The organism is Streptomyces africanus (assembly GCF_030816955.1).
Taxonomy (GTDB): Bacteria; Actinomycetota; Actinomycetes; order Streptomycetales; family Streptomycetaceae; genus Streptomyces; species Streptomyces africanus.
In genome coordinates this window covers 7,314,817-7,331,697 of the sequence record NZ_JAUSYP010000001.1, presented here as the reverse complement: position 1 = coordinate 7,331,697, position 16,881 = coordinate 7,314,817, and the positions used below count along the sequence as shown (strand labels likewise).

Annotated in this window: 12 protein-coding genes and 1 pseudogene; 2 read left to right on the top strand and 11 right to left on the bottom strand. The window is 72.7% G+C overall.

All coding sequences use genetic code 11. From position 1 onward, the window contains the following. Positions 1-55: 55 nt before the first annotated feature. Positions 56-2,725 (bottom strand): winged helix-turn-helix domain-containing protein, encoded by a 2,670-nt coding sequence (locus QF034_RS33675; RefSeq protein WP_307178466.1) that lies wholly within the window; start codon positions 2,723-2,725, stop codon positions 56-58. Between the two features lie 258 nt (positions 2,726-2,983). Here QF034_RS33675 and QF034_RS33670 point away from each other — a divergent pair, with 258 nt between their 5' ends. Continuing rightward, the gene (locus tag QF034_RS33670) at positions 2,984-3,817 is read left to right on the top strand and encodes a class II glutamine amidotransferase (RefSeq protein WP_307178465.1); all 834 of its coding nucleotides are present in this window, start codon (positions 2,984-2,986) and stop codon (positions 3,815-3,817) included. Between the two features lie 34 nt (positions 3,818-3,851). On the opposite strand, the gene QF034_RS33665 is transcribed toward QF034_RS33670, so the two are convergent. From QF034_RS33665 to QF034_RS33645, 5 genes and pseudogenes are all read right to left on the bottom strand, one after another. Continuing rightward, on the bottom strand, positions 3,852-4,361 hold the full coding sequence (locus tag QF034_RS33665) for an O-acetyl-ADP-ribose deacetylase (protein WP_307178464.1): 510 nt from the start codon (positions 4,359-4,361) through the stop codon (positions 3,852-3,854). Next, complete coding sequence (locus QF034_RS33660) at positions 4,358-5,767, bottom strand: phytoene desaturase family protein (protein ID WP_307178463.1); 1,410 nt, start codon at positions 5,765-5,767, stop codon at positions 4,358-4,360. The genes QF034_RS33665 and QF034_RS33660 overlap by 4 nt, the downstream gene beginning before the upstream one ends. A 150-nt stretch (positions 5,768-5,917) precedes the next feature. Further along, positions 5,918-6,763, bottom strand: coding sequence for an inositol monophosphatase family protein (locus QF034_RS33655; protein WP_307178462.1), 846 nt, complete (start codon positions 6,761-6,763; stop codon positions 5,918-5,920). Positions 6,764-6,893: 130 nt separating this feature from the next. Continuing rightward, a complete protein-coding gene (locus QF034_RS33650; RefSeq protein WP_307178461.1) occupies positions 6,894-8,720 on the bottom strand; it encodes a gamma-glutamyltransferase family protein in 1,827 nt (608 codons plus the stop codon). 133 nt (positions 8,721-8,853) lie between these two features. Continuing rightward, positions 8,854-9,189 (bottom strand): annotated as a pseudogene (locus QF034_RS33645) (class I SAM-dependent methyltransferase); the annotation flags it as partial. Between the two features lie 215 nt (positions 9,190-9,404). Between QF034_RS33645 and QF034_RS33640 the strand changes: the two are divergent. Continuing rightward, on the top strand, positions 9,405-10,073 hold the full coding sequence (locus QF034_RS33640) for a hypothetical protein (RefSeq protein ID WP_307178460.1): 669 nt from the start codon (positions 9,405-9,407) through the stop codon (positions 10,071-10,073). Positions 10,074-10,112: 39 nt separating this feature from the next. Here QF034_RS33640 and QF034_RS33635 read toward each other — a convergent pair whose 3' ends face one another. From QF034_RS33635 to QF034_RS33615, 5 genes are all read right to left on the bottom strand, one after another. Next, complete coding sequence (locus tag QF034_RS33635; protein WP_307178459.1) at positions 10,113-11,639, bottom strand: NCS1 family nucleobase:cation symporter-1; 1,527 nt, start codon at positions 11,637-11,639, stop codon at positions 10,113-10,115. A gap of 135 nt (positions 11,640-11,774) precedes the next feature. Beyond that, positions 11,775-12,797 carry a TIGR03842 family LLM class F420-dependent oxidoreductase gene (locus QF034_RS33630; RefSeq protein WP_307178458.1) on the bottom strand — a complete coding sequence of 341 codons (1,023 nt, stop codon included), beginning with the start codon at positions 12,795-12,797 and terminating at the stop codon, positions 11,775-11,777. 11 nt (positions 12,798-12,808) lie between these two features. Next, on the bottom strand, positions 12,809-14,209 hold the full coding sequence (hydA, locus tag QF034_RS33625; protein WP_307178457.1) for a dihydropyrimidinase: 1,401 nt from the start codon (positions 14,207-14,209) through the stop codon (positions 12,809-12,811). A gap of 64 nt (positions 14,210-14,273) precedes the next feature. Beyond that, complete coding sequence (locus tag QF034_RS33620; protein WP_307178456.1) at positions 14,274-15,116, bottom strand: nitrilase-related carbon-nitrogen hydrolase; 843 nt, start codon at positions 15,114-15,116, stop codon at positions 14,274-14,276. A 155-nt stretch (positions 15,117-15,271) separates the two neighbouring features. Continuing rightward, complete coding sequence (locus QF034_RS33615) at positions 15,272-16,867, bottom strand: PucR family transcriptional regulator (protein WP_307178455.1); 1,596 nt, start codon at positions 16,865-16,867, stop codon at positions 15,272-15,274. Positions 16,868-16,881 lie beyond the last annotated feature (14 nt).

Here is a 16,881-nt window from a genome sequence, read left to right as displayed (position 1 = left end):
CCGCCCTGGCGCGCCCTGTGGCGTCACCCGGCGCAGGTGAACCTCACGGCAACCGTCACACCAGCCGCCGTTCGCGGGCGCGGCGGACCGCGTCGCTGCGGCGGCCGACCGCGAGTTTGCGGTAGATGCTCTTGAGGTGGGTCTTCACCGTGTTCACGGACACGTGCAGGCCGGCGGCGATCTCCTGCGTCGACCTCATCTCGGCCAGGAGCCGCAGCACGTCGCGCTCGCGTGCGCTGAGTTCCTCGACGGCCAGTGCCGGGTGCCGGTCCGGCGTGGCGGGCCCGGTGTCCGGGTGGCGGCCGGGGCGGGGGAGGAGCCAGCCGCCGGACAGTTCCCGGAGCCGGCCGGTGCTCAGCAGGGGGCGCAGCCAGGGACTGGCTTCCAGGAAGGGGCGGCGCAGGTGCCCGCGCCGGCCGTCGAGCAGGGCCCGGGCGACCAGGCGGCGGGCGGTGACGAGGTCGCCGGTCACGTGGGCGGCCTGGGCGCGGACCAGCGTGGCGCGGACGGTGACCGCCGGCCCGGGCCGGTCGTCCTCCGGCAGGCTGTCGATCATGTCGAGCGCCCCTTCGACCTGGCCTGCCGCGAGCCGGGCCCGCGCCGCCTCGACCGCGCAGGCCGTCCGGTGGTGTGCCACGTGCTCCAGGACCGCCCGGGCCGATTCGGGGTGCCCCCGGGCCAGGTGCGCGGCGGAGGCGAGCAGGGCGGCGTGGTCCTCCGCCCAGGGTGAGGTCACCGCTGCCGGCACGGACGCGTCCGCCGCCGCCAGCGCGGCCCGGGCGTCCCCTCGGGCGAGGAGCAGCCGCCCCCGGGTGAGGGTCCGGCAGGCCTGCGTCACCGGGTCGTCACCGAGCGGCAGGGAGACGGCCGCGTCGAGGAGCGCCTCGGCGTCGTCGAGTTCGTCGCGGTCGATCAGGACGGCGGCCAGGACCAGCTGGGCGAGGCCGGACCCGGACTGCGGGGGCAGACTGTGGCGCTCCGCCTGGCCGGCCGCCGCCAGGGCCTTGTGCTCCGCCGGGCCGGGCCGGCCGTTCAGGTGGTCGATCAGCGCGAGATGGCCGAGCGCCTCGCACCGGGGCAGCGCCATCGCCGCTCCGCCAGGGGGGCCGGCGACCGCCGACAGGGCGTCGCGGGCGTCGTCGAAACGCCCGGCCCACAGGCGGGCGGAGCCGAGGTGGGTGAGCAGCAGGGCGGTGACTTCCGGGTGGTTCTCCAGGACGTGTGCGGGGAGGTCCTGCCGGAGGGCCCGCGCCTCCTCGGCGGCTCGCTCCGCCCTGTCCGGAGAGCCGGTCATCCGTGCCGCCAGGGCCTCCAGCAGGGCGCGGCCGAGCAGGACCGGCGCCCGGTCGCGGCCGTTGCCGGCCAGCTCCCGCCCGGCCCGCCGCAGGTGGGACAGGCCGTGATCGAGGTCGTGGTGGGCCAGTTCGCGGGCGGCACGGACGAGGTCGGGGGCCGGGCCCGTGGTCTCGGGGCCCATCCGCGCGAACAGGGCGGACAGGTCCTCGGAGTGCAGGCCGGTGAACAGCTGCCCGATCGCGAGGTCGTCGACCACGGCGTCGGCCGTGAACTCCCAGTCGTCCGCCGCTGCGCCCTGGACGAGCGCTTCGTGCAGGGCGCCGGACCGCCGCAGCCACCGTGCGGCCCGGCCACGCAGCTCCGGCTCCAGTCCGGGGCAGCGTTCCCGCAGGTGGGCGCGGAGGATCTCGGCGAACAGCGGGTGCAGGGCGTACCACGAGTGGCCGAGGTACTGGACGAAGGCGTTCTCCCGGTGCAGCGCGGCCAGGACCGGCTCGGCGTCGGTGCGCAGCGTGAGCGCGTTCACCAGGTCGGGGCAGCAGCGGTCCAGGACGCTGATGCGCAGCAGCAGGCCCTGGGTGCCGGGTGGCTGCCGGTCGAGCACCTCGGCCAGCAGGAAGTCGGCCACCGCGCTGTGGTCGGCCTCGAACTGCTTCACGTACAGGTGGGGGTCCGCGACCTCCCGGGCGGCCAGTGCGCACAGTCTGAGGCCGGCGGCCCAGCCCTGGGTGCGGTGCACCAGGGCCCGCACGGCGCTGTGGTTCAGGTGCAGACCGTGTCGCGACAGCAGCTCCGCGGCCTCCTCGGCGGTGAACGCCAGCTCCGCGTCGCGGATCTCCGTCATCTCGCCCGAGGCCCGGTACCGGTGCAGCGGCAGCAGGGGTTCCGTGCGGGTGACGAGGACCAGGCGCAGGCCGTGTCCGGCGTGGTGCAGGACGAACTGCAACTGCTCCGCGATCTCGGGTGAGGTCACCCGGTCGAACTCGTCGAGCACGACGACGGTGGTGTGGTCCCGGCTCTCGAGGTCGGCGGCGAGGCGGGTCAGTGTCCGCCGGTCCACCCGGCCGGCCTCTGCCGGGCAGCCGACCTCGCCCGCCACGGGTACGCCGGCGGCGCGCAGTGCCTCCAGCAGATAGGCCCAGAAGATGCCGGGAGCCTGGTCGGAGGGGTCGGCGGTGAGCCAGACGACCGGTTCCCGCAGGCCGGCGGCCCAGTCGGCGACCAGGAGGGTCTTGCCCGCACCGGCCGGCCCGTTGACCATCGTCAGGGGGGTCACGAGCGCCTGGTCGAGGTGTCCGGTCAGGCGGGTCCGGCGCAGGAAGCCGGCGGGCCGCTTCGGCAGGGCGAACCGGGTGCGCAGCAACGGGTCGCCCGTGGGGTCGACGCCCGTGGGCGCCGGCTCCGCACCAGTCTCCGCGGTCGCGGCCATGGGGCTCCCACTGCCTGCCGTGCGCCGGATCATGAGCGGCGCTCGTTTCCCCAGGATCTCAGTGTTCACTGACCCGCGCACACCGGCCCGGGCCTCACCACTCCCCCGGCAACCACCCGTGGCGGGCGATGCGCCACCGCGGGTGACCGGTGTTGTCTGGGACGACGCGCCGCGGCCCCGGCGCGCGAAACACATCCGCACCGACACCTGAGAAGCCGCACGGCACGGCCGGGGCGGCTCGGATCGGGGGTGGCGACCATGTGCCGCTGGCTCGCCTACTCGGGCACTCCCGTGCTGCTGGACGATGTCCTCTACCGGCCGCAGCACTCGCTGATCGACCAGAGCCTGCATGCCCGGATGGGGGTCGAGACCACCAACGGCGACGGCTTCGGAGTCGGCTGGTACGCATGGCACCTGCGCACCCCCGCCGTCATCCGCGACACCGGCCCGGCCTGGAGCAACCGCAATCTCCGGGAGATCGCCGACCACGTCCGCTCGCCGCTGTTCTTCGCCCACGTCCGCGCCTCCACGGGGTCGGCCGTGCAGCAGACCAACTGTCACCCCTTCCGGCACGGGCAGTGGATGTGGATGCACAACGGGGCGATCACCGGGTTCAGCGAACTGCGCCGCGACCTCATGCTCGCCGTGGATCCGGAGCTGTTCCCGTCGCTGGAGGGCACGACGGACTCCGAGGTGATGTTCCACGTGGCCCTCACCCTCGGGCTGGACGGCGATCCGCCGGGCGCGGTGGCCCGCATGGTGGGGCTCGTCGAGCGGCTGGGACACGAGCACGGGGTGCCGGAGCCGCTCCAGATGACGGTCGCGGTGACCGACGGCGAACGGCTGTGGTTCTTCCGGTACTCCAGCGCGGGAGACTCACGGTCGCTGTACTACAGCAGCCGGGTGGAGGACGTGCGTGCTCTCCACCCCGACCTCGCGTTCCTGAAGCACATCTCCGACGACACCCGGCTGGTCGTGTCCGAGCCGCTCGGTGATCTCCCCGGGGTCTGGAACGCGGTACCGGAGAGCAGCTACGGCGTCGTGCAGCCCGGCCGGGAGCTGCTGCGGCACTTCGAGCCCGAGCCGGTCTGAGCCGGTCCGAGCGGGCCGGCCCGACCGGGTCGCGTCAGCGGAGCCGGCCGGCGAACACCTCGTACGCCCGCTCGTCGAAGAGCACGAACCGGACCTCCTCGACCGCCGTGTCCGCTGCCCGTGCGGTCTCCACGGCGATGCGCGCGCCGTCGTCCATCGGCCAGCCGTAGACGCCTGTGGATATGGCCGGGAACGCCACCGTGCGGGCGCCGAGCTCGTCGGCGACGCGGAGGGACTCGCGGTAGCAGGAGGCGAGGAGGGCGGAGCGGTCCTCGGTGGCGCTGTAGACGGGGCCGACCGTGTGGATCACCCAGCGGGCGTCCAGGTCGCCGGCGGTGGTGGCGACCGCCCGGCCGGTGGGCAGGCCCCGGCCGTAGTGGGCGGCGCGGAGCTTGCGGCACTCCTCCAGGATCGCGGGGCCGCCGCGCCGGTGGATCGCCCCGTCCACGCCTCCCCCGCCCAGCAGCGAGGAGTTGGCGGCGTTGACGATGGCGTCGACGCTCTCTCGGGTGATGTCGCCCTGGACCAGTTCGATCGTGGTCATGTCTGCCTCAGTCGCTTCCAGACGGCCTTCGCCGCGTTGTGCCCCGACATGCCGTGCACACCGGGGCCCGGCGGGGTCGCCGACGAGCAGATGAAGACGGCCGGGTGGGGGGTGCGGTACGGGAACAGGGTCGGTTTGGGGCGCAGCAGGACCTGGAGGCCGGAGACCGCGCCGGAGGCGATGTCGCCGCCGACGTAGTTGGCGTTGCGGGAGGCGAGTTGGGGCGGCCCCGCGGTGGCGCGGGCCAGGACGCGGTCGCGGAACCCCGGGGCGAACCGCTCCAGTTGGCGTTCGATGGCGTCGGTGAGGTCGCCGGTCCAGCCGTGCGGTACGTGGCCGTAGGCCCAGAAGACCTGCTTGCCCGCCGGGGCCCGGGTGGGGTCGACGACGCTCGGCTGGACCGTGATCAGGAACGGTTTGTCGGGGGCCCGGCCCTCCCGGGACGCCGCGCGCAGGGCAGCGCCGATCTCCGCGCGGTTCGCGCCGATCTGCACGGTGCCGGCGACGCGGGCCTCCTTCGCGGTCCAGGGCACGGGGCCGTCCAGCGCGTAGTCGATCTTGAAGACGCCCGGGCCGTAGCGGTAGTCCGCGTAGTGGTTGCCGAAGCCGGCGATGCGGGCCAGGGCGGTGGGTGAGGTGTCGAAGACGTACGCGCGGGCCGGCGGCAGGTCGTCGAGGCGCTTGACCTCGTAGTCGGTGTGGACACTGCCGCCGAGGTCGCGCAGGTAGGCGGCGAGGGCGTCGGAGATGGCCTGGGAGCCGCCGCGGGCGACGGGCCAGCCGCGGGCGTGTGCCGCCAGGGCGAAGACCAGGCCGATGGCGCTCGTGGCGAAGCCGCCGAGCGGTGCCATGACATGCGCGACGAGCCCGGCGAACAGCGTCCTGGCCGGTTCGTCGCGGAAGCGGCGCGTCAGCAGTGTCGACGGGGGCAGGCCGACCAGGCCGAAGCGGGCGAGGGTGACCGGGTCTCGGGGCAGTGCCGTGAGCGGCAGGGACATGAAGTCGCGGGCCAGCACGTCCCACTTGGGCAGGAAGGGCTCGACGAGCCTGCGGTAGGCCCCGGCGTCACGCGGCCCGAAGGAGGCGGCCGTCTCGCCCACCGACCGGGCCAGCACCGCCGCCGAGCCGTCCGGGAAGGGGTGCGCCATGGGGAGCTCGGGGTGCAGCCATTCCAGGCCGTAGCGCTGGAGCGGCAGGGCGCGGAACGCGGGTGAGTTGATGGCGAGCGGGTGCGCCGCGGAGCACGGGTCGTGCCGGAAGCCGGGCAGGGTGAGCTCCTCGGTGCGGGCACCGCCGCCCACGGTGCCCTGGGCCTCGAACACGGCGACGGAGAATCCGCGGCGGGCCAGCTCCACGGCCGCGGTCAGTCCGTTCGGCCCCGCACCCACTACGACGGTATCGAGCATCGACGGCACCTTCGGACCCCTTCGTCAGCCGACGGCCACTGAGGATCAGGATAGGCCCGGGGACTGACAGTCACCGGCCGCGGGAGGATTCGCGCGCAAACGCCGCCCGGAGTAGCCCTTGAGCGACGCGGCATGTACGGTCCGTGACATTCAGCTTCCGCTCGCCAGCAGTGCCGCCACCCGGCGGGCCGTGGCCGCGTCGCGGGCCGCGGTGAAGGGCAGGTCGTTACCGCCCGTGATGCGGAACGGCTCGCCCGTGCGGGTCAGGTGGGCGCCGCCCGCCTCCTCGACCAGGAGCAGACCGGCCGCATGGTCCCATGCCGCTTCCCACGAGAAGGCGACTGCGTCGGACTCGCCCCGTGCGATGGCGAGGTACTCCAGTCCGGCCGAGCCGCACGCGCGCGGTGCCACACCCTCGGTGCGCAGGCCGAGCAGGGCACGCTTCTGCTCGTCCGTCGTGTAGTCCGGGTGGGAGGTGGCCACGCGGAGGTCCCGGCCGGGCTCGGGCACCCCGGCGAACAGCCGCTCTCCGTCGAGATAGGCGCCCTTGCCCCGCTGGGCGGTGGCGAGCCGGTCGCGGGCTGCGGCGTAGGTCCAGGACGCGAGCAGGGTGCCGCCGTGGGCCAGCGCGACCAGAGTGCAGAAGGCCGGTTCGCCGCGCACGAACTGCCGGGTTCCGTCGACCGGGTCGATGATCCAGACCGGGGCGTCGCCGCGTATGGCCTCGTAGGACGCCGGGTTGGCGTGGACCGCCTCCTCGCCGACCACGGCCGAGCCGGGCAGCAGGGCGCCCAGCGCCTCGGTCAGGTACAGCTCGGCCTTGCGGTCGGCGTCCGTGACCAGGTCGTGCGGGCCGGCCTTCTGGTCGACCTCGTGTGCGGCGAGCCGGCGCCAGCGCGGCATGATCTCGGCGGCGGCCGCGCTGCGGATCGCCTCCTCGACGTCGGAAGCGTGCCGTGCGAGAAACTCTTCGATGGTTCCGGTGCTGTCGATCACCCCACCATCACAACACGCGGCACTGACAATCCCCACCCGCCCGCCGCACTGCGGGTGGCCGCACGATGAACAGCGACGGGTCCGCGCGGGCCGCACAGCCGGGTGGACCCGGCTCGGCGGGCGGCGGGGATCACCGCCCGACCGCGTACCCCTGCATGCCGCGCGGGTTCGCCGCCGCCGACAGGACGCCCGTCCCGGGGTCGCGCGCGACCGCGCAGAGCCGGCCCTCCGACCAGGGGCCGCCGACGGTCACCCGGTGGCCGCGCCGCCGCAGCTCCTCGACGACGGCCGGGTCGGTGCGCGACTCCACGGTGACGCTCCCCGGGCGCATGCCGCGCGGGTAGAAGGAGCCGGGGAAGCTGTCGTTGTGCCAGTTCGGGGCGTCGATCGCGCCCTGGAGGTCCAGGCCGCCGCGCACCTCGGCGCGCAGCGCGACCGCCAGGAGGAAGTGCAGCTGCCACTGGTCCTGCTGGTCCCCGCCCGGTGTGCCGAACGCCATGACGGGCACGCCCTCGCGCAGGGCGATCGAGGGCGTCAGCGTGGTGCGGGGGCGGCGGCCGGGGGTGAGGGAGTTCGGCAGGCCCTCCTCCAGCCAGGTCATCTGGAGCCGGGTGCCGAGCGGGAAGCCGAGTTCGGGCACGACGGGGTTGGACTGGATCCAGCCGCCGCTGGGCGTGGCCGCGACCATGTTGCCCCACCGGTCGACGACGTCCAGGTGGCAGGTGTCGCCGCGGGTGGCCCCGTCGTCGCCGACCTCCGGTTCGCCGGGCACGGGGGACGCCGGGCTCTTCGCGACGGTCGGTTCGCCGACGCCCGGGGCGGCGGCCCGCTGCGGGGCGGTGGCCGCCACGCGCGCGTGCCCGCACAGCCGCGGAGTGCGTCCGCCGGGGCTGCCGGGCCGCAGGTCGGGGCAGGCCCGCTCGCCGACGAGCGTGCGGCGGCCGGTGTTGTACGCGTCGGACAGCAGGTCGTCGAGCGGCACGCCGGCGGCGTCCCCGTACCAGGCCTCCCGGTCGGCCATGGCGAGTTTGCAGTTCTCGACCAGCAGGTGGACGTAGTCGGCGGAGCCGTGGCGGGGCAGTTCGGGCGGGAGCAGGGCGAGTTGCTGGAGGAGGACCGGGCCCTGGCTCCAGGGGCCCGGCTTGCACACGGTCCAGCCGTTCCAGTCGTACGTCGCCGGCGTCTCGTAGGTCGCGGACCAGGCGGCGAGGTCGGCGGCCGTGAGGGTGCCGGTGTGGCGTTCGCCGCTGGTGTCCAGGGTGGGCTGCCGGGCCTGCCGTACCAGGGCCTCGGCGATGAAGCCGGTGCGCCACACCTCCCGCGCGGCCTCGATCCGGGCCTCCCGGTCCCCGGCCCCCGCGGTCTCGGCGAGCAGGCGCTTCCAGGTGACGGCGAGCGCCGGGTTGGCGAAGAGCTCGCCGGGGCGCGGGGCCTTGCCGCCGGGCAGGTAGACGTCCGCCGACGAGGTCCATTCCGTCTCGAACAGCTCGCGTACGGTCTCGACGGTCTCGCCGACGCGTTCCACGGGCGGGTGCCCGTGCTCGGCGTATCCGATGGCGTACTTCAGGACGTCGGCGAGGGACTTGGTGCCATGGTCGCGCAGCAGCAGCATCCAGGCGTCGAACGCGCCCGGCACGGCGGCGGCGAGCGGCCCGGTGCCGGGGACGAGGTCCAGGCCGAGACCCCGGTAGTGCGCGACCGTCGCCCCGGCCGGTGCGACGCCCTGCCCGCACAGCACCCGTACCTCGCCGCCGGCCGGCGCGAGCAGGATCGGCACCTCGCCGGCCGGGCCGTTGAGGTGCGGCTCGACGACATGCAGCACGAACGCGCCCGCGACGGCCGCGTCGTAGGCGTTGCCGCCGTCCTCCAGGACGGCCATGGCCGACTGCGAGGCGAGCCAGTGCGTGGAGGACACCATGCCGAAGGTGCCCTGGAGGGTGGGGCGGGTGGTGAACATGCGGTCTTTCACCTCGCTGTGCGAATCCGGGCCGGCCCAGCAGGCTATCGGCGTGGCAGGACCTGGCCCCTGCCAGGGCTTGGGCGATCCGGACGGGCTGGACTTGTCCCGAAGGCAGGCTGCCCCACTGAGAGGGGTGCCGGCCGTGCTCCGAGACGGAGTCGGTCCGGGCCCGGTGGGCGGGCTCGAAGCAGCGCTCCTCACGCAGCAGGTCATGCGGGGCCGCGTGACGGTTGATGGTGGCCGCGACGACCAGGCCCCCGGGCCGAACCACCCGACGCGCCTCGCTCAGTGCCCGGGCGTCCCCGGCCCGGACCGCGACACCGGGCAGCCGCGCCGCCTGTTCCAGGTGCAAGGGCACCGGATCGACGAGTTCGGCCTCGTGCCCGTCCTCGGCAAGCCACTCCGCGTGCACACCGCTGCCGCCGCCGACGTCCAGCACACGCACCGGGCCCTCGGGCAGGAGCCGCCCGCAGCGCCGCCGCACCGGAGCAAACGGTATTCCGGCTCGCGTGTTCCCGCGCCCGGCACAAACCGTTCACTCGCCTTCGAACCGGCCGAAACCCCAGCCGGCGACAGTGAGTCACCGTCACCGCGCAGGCACGGAGCGAGTTCGCACTTCCGCGTCACAGGGAGTCATGTGAAACTGTCGTCCCGTCCGCCGTCCCCCACGAGAAGGGCGCTGTGCGTTCCCTACCTCTGCCCCTGGCCCTGACCGCACGCCTGTCCCCGGTGGTTGTGCTCGCCGCGGCGGGCTGGGCGCTGTCGTCCGGTCCGCTCGCCGCGCCGCAGGCCGCCGAGCACAAGCCGGCCGACGAGAAGCCCGCGACCCAGTCGGCGTCCGCCCCGTCGACGTCGACGGTGTCGAAGGCCTACTCGGCCGCGCCGGCGCCGTGCGAGAGCGTCGCCAAGAAGACGGTCGAGTCGCTGGTGCCGGGTGCCAAGACGGCCGGGAAGGAGATCCCGTCCACGGACACGGCATTGCGCCGCACCTGCTCCTGGAACGCGCTCAAGGGGTACGACTACCGCTGGCTCGACGTGTCCTTCGAGGTGATGGAGTCGGACGAGGCGGCGGAGAAGGCCTACAAGGGGCGCACCGAGGAGAGCAGCGGCGGAGGCGCCGTCCCCGGTCTGGGCGACACGGCGTACTCCATCGTCAACCTCACCACCGAGGACAAGCAGCAGACCCGCGAGGGCCAGGTGTTCGTCCGCGCGTCCAACGCGCTGGTGGTCGTCACGTACAACGGCAGCGACTTCGAGTCGAAGAAGGCGCCGAGCACGGACACGATCAACAAGGGTGCCATCAAGGCGGCGAAGGAAGCGGTGGCCGCGCTGGAGGGCGGCAAGGGCTGACCGGCTGACCGCCCTCCAGCGTCCGCGTCCGTGGCCGTGTCAGACGGTGGCCCGGTTGCCGCCTCGTGCCGCCATCAGAAGCAGGTACAGCAGCATCGACGTGCCGAGGCCCACCGCCCAGCCGTAGTCGGCCAGATCGGCCAGTGCCGGGATGGGACGGCCGTCGATCAGCGGCTTGAAGTCGGCGCCGCCGACGGCGAGGACACCCCCGGTCACGAAGGCGACGACGGCCCGCCAGTTCCAGCCGCCCTCGTACCAGTAGCGGCCGCCCGTGCGGTACAGGTCGGCCAGGTCGAGCCGGGAGCGGCGCAGGATCCAGTAGTCGGCGATCAGGATGCCGGCGACGGTGCCGAGCAGGCCGCCGACCAGGCCGAGCCAGGTGAAGATGTAGCCCTGCGGGTCGGAGTACAGCTTCCACGGGAAGATCAGCACACCGAGGACGCAGGTGGCGAGCGCGCCCGCCCGGAAACTGATCTTCCGCGGCGCGATGTTGGAGAAGTCGAACGCGGGTGAGACCAGGTTGGCCGCGACGTTGACGGACAGCGTGGCCACCAGGACGGTGACGAGGGCGAACAGCAGGCCCACCGTGTTGTCGGTCTTGGCCGCGAGCTGTACCGGGTCCCAGATCGCCTCGCCGTAGACGGCCTGCGAGCCCGAGGTGACCATCACGGACAGGAACGCGAACAGCGTCATCGTCGTCGGCAGACCGAGGGCCTGACCCCACGTCTGCGCCTTCTGGCTCTTGCCGTAGCGGGTGAAGTCGGGGATGTTCAGCGACAGCGTGGACCAGAAGCCGATCATGCCCATCAGGGCGGGCGCGAACAGCTTCCAGAAGTCGGCGCCCCAGCCGAGCTTCGACGGCTGGTCGAACAGCGGCCCGAAGCCGCCCGCCTTGTCGCTCATCCACCACAGCATCACGAACGCGCCGACGAGCACGAACGGCGCCGCCCAGTTCTCGAACCGGCGGATGGTCTCCATGCCCCGGTAGATGATGACGACCTGGAGCGCCCAGAAGATCGCGAACGACAGCCACATGGTCCAGGCGTAGCCGCCGACCTTCGCCGCGTCCGTCCAGCCGCTGCCGACGAGCTTGCCGGCCAGGAAGTAGATGGCCTCGCCGCCGATCCAGGTCTGGATGCCGAACCAGCCGCAGGCCACCAGCGCCCGTACGACGGCGGGCAGGTTGGCCCCGCGGATGCCGAAGGAGGCCCGGGCGAAGACCGGGAAGGGTATGCCGTACTTGGGTCCGGCGTGCCCGGTGAGCAGCATCGGTATCAGCACGATCACATTGGCCAGGGCGATGGTGAACACCGCCTGCTTCCAGTCCATGCCGACGGCGATGAGGCCGGAGGCCAGGGTCCAGGAGGCCGTGTTGTGGGCCATGCCGACCCACAGCGCGGAGAAGTTGTACGTGGTCCAGGTGCGCTTGTCGACGGGGACCGGCAGCAGGTCCTCGTTGGCGTAGGGCCCGGTCGGTGCGGGGGCGCCCGGGGCGATCTCCACCCGGCCGTCGGCGAGGGTGACTTGGGTGGTCGGCGGCGGTGCCGTGGGAACGGTGTCGGTCATGGGCCAGGCCAATCATGGAGGTGGGACGGGAAAGGCCATGCGGGTGACGCCGATGGGGGGTGCGCTCGGGAGCGCCCTGGGCCCCCTTCCCGGGCCGGCGGGAAGGGGGAGATCAAAGGGAGTGGTGCGAGGTGGTCAGCCGTTGACGGCCGGGATGACCCGCGATCCGTACGTGTCGATCACGGCTTCCTGCGCGTCGTGCATGTCGTAGACGGCGAACTGGTCCACGCCGAGGGCGCGTAGCGCGTTCAGCTTCTCGACGTGCTTGTCGACCGGGCCGATCAGGCAGAACCGGTCGACGATCTCGTCGGGCACGAACTGGGTGTCCGGGTTGTCGGCGCGGCCGTGGTGGGAGTAGTCGTAGCCCTCCCGTGCCTTGATGTAGTCGGTGAGTTCGTCGGGGACGGCGGCCGAGTGCTCGCCGTACTTGGACACCAGGTCGGCGACGTGGTTGCCGACCATCCCGCCGAACCACCGGCACTGTTCGCGCGCGTGGGCGAGCGCCTCGGGCGAGTCGTCCTCGGTGACGTAGGCCGGGGCGGCCACGCAGATGGTCACCTCGGACGGGTCCCGGCCGGCGGCGACGGCCGCGTCCTTCACGGCCTTGACCATGTACTCGGTCAGGTAGAGGTCGGCCAGCTGGAGGATGAACCCGTCGGCCTCCTCGCCGGTCATCTTCAGGGCCTTGGGTCCGTACGCGGCCATCCATACGGGCAGTTCGGCGCCCGGCTTGATCCACGGGAAGCGGACGACCGTGCCGCCGCCGAGGTCGGCCTCCTGGCCGCTGCCGAGGGACCGGATGACCTTCATGGCCTCGCTGATCCGGGCCAGCGTGTTGGGCTTGCGGCCGGCCACGCGCATCGCGGAGTCGCCCCGGCCGATGCCGCAGACCGTGCGGTTGCCGAACATGTCGTTGAGCGTGGCGAAGGTGGAGGCGGTGACCTCCCAGGTGCGGGTGCCCGGGTTGGTCACCATCGTCCCGACCTTCAGTTTCGTGGTGTTGGCCAGGATCTGGCTGTAGATCACGAACGGTTCCTGCCACAGCACGGCGGAGTCGAAGGTCCAGCCGTAGGAGAATCCGTTCCGTTCCGCGCGTTTCATCAGGCTGATCACCCGCGAGGCCGGCGGGTCGGTCTGCAGGACGAGTCCGAAGTCCATCCGCACCACTCCTAGTTGAGGTACTGACAGGTGGAACGCGGGGTGAAGACGCCGTGCCCGGCGTGCCCGGTGTACTCCCGCTCGGTGATGACGGGTACGCCGCGCGAGAGGACCGTCTCGACCCGGCCGGTGACGCGTTTGCCCTCGTACGCCGAGTAGTCGACGTTCATGTGGTGCGTCTCGACCGACATGACCTGCTCGGCGTGCGGGTCGTAGATGACGACGTCGGCGTCGGCGCCCGGCGCGATGGTGCCCTTCTTCGGGTAGAGGCCGAACATCCGGGCCGGGGAGGCGCAGGCGATCTCGATCCAGCGGCGGCGCGAGATGTGCCCGTCGAGGACCGCCTGGTGGAGCAGGTCCATACGGTTCTCCACGCCCGGCAGGCCGTTGGGGATCTTGGAGAAGTCGCCGCGGCCGAGTTCCTTCTGGCCGACGAAGCAGAAGGGGCAGTGGTCGGTGGAGACCACCTGGAGGTCGTTGGTGCGCAGGCCCCGCCACAGCGCGGCCTGGTGCTCCTTCGGCCTGAGCGGGGTGGAACACACGTACTTCGCGCCCTCGAAGTCCGGCTCGGCGAGGTTGTCGGTGGACAGGAACAGGTACTGCGGGCAGGTCTCGCCGAAGACGTTCAGCCCCTCGTCGCGGGCCCGGGCCAGCTCGGCGACCGCCTCCGTCGCCGAGACGTGCACGACGTACAGGGGCGCGCCCGCGACCTGCGCGAGCTTGATGGCGCGGTGGGTGGCCTCGGCCTCCAGCAGGGCCTTGCGGACCTCCCCGTGGTAGCGCGGGTCGGTCTCGCCCCGGGCCAGGGCCTGCTCGACCAGGACGTCGATCGCGATGCCGTTCTCGGCGTGCATCATGATCAGGCCGCCGTTCTCGGCGGAGCGCTGCATGGCGCGCAGGATCTGGCCGTCGTCGGAGTAGAACACCCCCGGGTAGGCCATGAACTGCTTGAAGGAGGTGACGCCCTCCTCGATCAGCAGGTCCATCTCCTTGAGCGTCTCCTGGTTCACGTCGGAGACGATCATGTGGAAGCCGTAGTCGACGGCGCAGTTGCCCTCGGCCTTGGCGTGCCAGGCGTCGAGGCCCTCGCGCAGGCTGTGCCCGACGCTCTGCACGGCGAAGTCGATGATCGTGGTCGTGCCGCCCCAGGCGGCGGCGCGGGTGCCGGTCTCGAAGGTGTCGGAGGCGAAGGTGCCGCCGAAGGGCAGCTCCATGTGGGTGTGGGCGTCGACGCCGCCGGGGATGACGTACTTTCCGGTGGCGTCGATCGTCCGGTCCGCGGTGAAGGCCTCGGCGGCGGGGGTGCCGGAGGCTGCGAGGGCGGCGATTCGGCCGTCCTCGATCAGGACGTCGGCGTGGATCTCGTCGGATGCGGTGATGACGAGGCCGCCACGGATCAATGTTCGGCTCATTGGTCGCTCCTCGCGGTTTGAATCTGCCGGTTGTCCGGGGCTGGTCGCGCAGTTCCCCGCGCCCCTAAAGCTCCGTCAGCGGACCGTACGTTCCAGGTGCCCTGTCCCGGTAGAACTGCCAGCGGTCGCGGACCTCGCGGAGTTTGGCCATGTCCAGGTCGCGGACGACCAGTTCGGGCTCCTTGTCGCTGGCCACCTCGCCGACGAACTGGGCCTCCGGGTCCACGAAGTACGACGTCCCGTAGAAGTCGTTGTCGCCGTACTCCTCGACGCCGACCCGGTTGATCGCGCCCACGAAGTACTCGTTGGCGACGGCCGCCGCCGGCTGTTCCAGCTGCCAGAGGTAGCCGGACAGGCCGCGCGAGGTGGCCGAGGGGTTGAAGACGATCTCCGCGCCCGCGAGGCCGAGCGCGCGCCAGCCCTCGGGGAAGTGGCGGTCGTAGCAGATGTAGACGCCGATCCTGCCCACGGCGGTCTCGAAGACCGGCCAGCCGCTGTTCCCCGGACGGAAGTAGAACTTCTCCCAGAAGCCCTGGACCTGCGGGATGTGTGTCTTGCGGTACTTGCCGAGGTAGGAGCCGTCCGCGTCGATCACGGCGGCGGTGTTGTAGAGGACCCCGGGCTGTTCCTCCTCGTACATCGGCAGGACCAGGACGAGGCCCAGTTCCTCGGCGAGGGCCTGGAAGCGGCGGACGATCGGGCCCTCGGGGATCTGCTCGGCGTACTCGTAGAAGGCCGGGTCCTGGACCTGGCAGAAGTACGGTCCGTAGAACAGCTCCTGGAAGCACAGGACTTGAGCACCCTGCGCGGCGGCGTCGCGGGCCGCCTGCTCGTGGACCTGGATCATGGACTCCTTGTCGCCCGTCCAGGCGGTCTGGAAGACGGCGGCACGGATCACTCGGCTCATCGGGACCTCCGGTCGCTCGGTGTGCCGTGAGCCTAGGAAGCCGGGACGCGCTCTTTGAGTTGCACCGTGTCACGTCTGCGGGCGCGCGGCGTGTCACCGTGTCACTCTGCCGTGAGCCCATGTTTCACCGCCGTTTTCCCAGATGGTCGGGTGTTTCACTGCTGTTGCGCGTCGTGCGCGAGGAGTGCGATGTGCACCGAGGCGGCCTGCTCGAAGTCGTCGAGGTCCACCCCGAGGCGGACCTGTATGGATTCCAGGCGGCGGTACAGGGCGGGCCGCGAGACGTGGTGGAGCTGGGCGGTCCGCGACTTGTTGCGGCCGGTGGCGAGGTAGGTGCGCAGCACGGACAGCAGGTCCTCCTCGGTCTCGCACAGCAGCCCGTCCAGCTCCCGCTCCGCGAAGGACTGCACGTGCGGATCGTCGCGCAGCAGGCGGATCAGGCCCCGCAGGTGGACGTCCCGCAGGCGGACGACCGGCGGGAGGTCCAGGGCGGCGGCGGAGTCGGCGACGGCGTCCGCCACGTGCCGGGCCTCGCGCAGTCCGGCGGGGACGTCGTCCCAGGCGGCCCGGGGGTCGGCCGCGGCGACGACCGTGCGGGCCGGTCCGGACTCGGTGCGCAGCCGGGTCGCGAAGTGCGCGGCGAGGGCGTCCGCGTCCTGGTCGCGCGGGAGGCTGAGCAGCACGGCGGTGGCTCCGTCGGCCAGTTCGGCGACCAGCCCGGGCAGGCCCAGCAGCCGCAGCAGCCGGTCGAGCCGGGCTGTGTCGCCGTCGCGGACGACCAGCGGCACGAACGTCCGCCGGTTGACCGGCAGCCCGGCCGCGCGCGCCCGCGGCAGCAGCTGCCGTGCCGGTACGACGCCGCTGACCAGGTCGGTCAGCAGGCTCTGCGCGGACTGCTCCTCCCAGGAGCAGGCGGCGCCGCCCAGCATGCGGTGCAGGACGAGGGCCTCGGCGGCGCGGTCGGCCAGCAGCCGCCCGGTGGCGGTGTCGCCCCGGTAGCCACACAGCACGATCCGGCCCCAGCGCTCCCCGCGGCCGCCCAGTTCGGCCCGGATCCAGCCGTCGCCCTCGGTGCCTCCCCCAGTGCCTGAACGGCCTGGGCGGTGCCCCCATGCCTGGCGGGCGATTCGCTCCCAGTCGCGCAGCACGTCGTCCACCGCCGGCCGCTCCCCCGCCGTGCCGAGGACGCGGTGGGCGAGGTTGGTGACGACGACCGGGCAGGCGCTGTGCCGGGCGACCTCGTCGAGCAGGCGTTGCAGCGGGGCGCCCGCGGTGATCAGGGCGGTGAGTTCGGTGCGGACGGCCTCGGAGAGGCTGACGGCGGCGAACTTGCGCCGCACCAGCCGCGACTGGACCTCCTCGGTCAGCTCGGCGAAGGGGAAGGGCCGGTGCAGGACGACCATCGGCAGTCCGCACCGCTCGGCCGCCCGGCGCATCACGGCCGGTGCGGCGGGGAAGGCGCGGCCGAGTCCGAGGACGACGGCGGCGGCGTCCGCGCGGTGCAGCGACCGGACGTACTCGGCCTGCTTCTCCTCGTCGCCCGCGAGCAGCACCCCGGTGGTGAGGACCATCTCGCCGCCGCTGAGCATCACGCCCACGTCGGCGGCCTCGGCGACGTGCACCCAGCGCACGGCCCGGTCGAGATGGCTCGCGCCGGCCACCACCTCGGGCTCCCCGGCGAGCACCCGCTCCAGGGTGAGGACCTGCCGGACCGACAGCGCGGGTTCCAGGGAATCCAAGGTGATGGTCATGGTGCCGTTCCCTT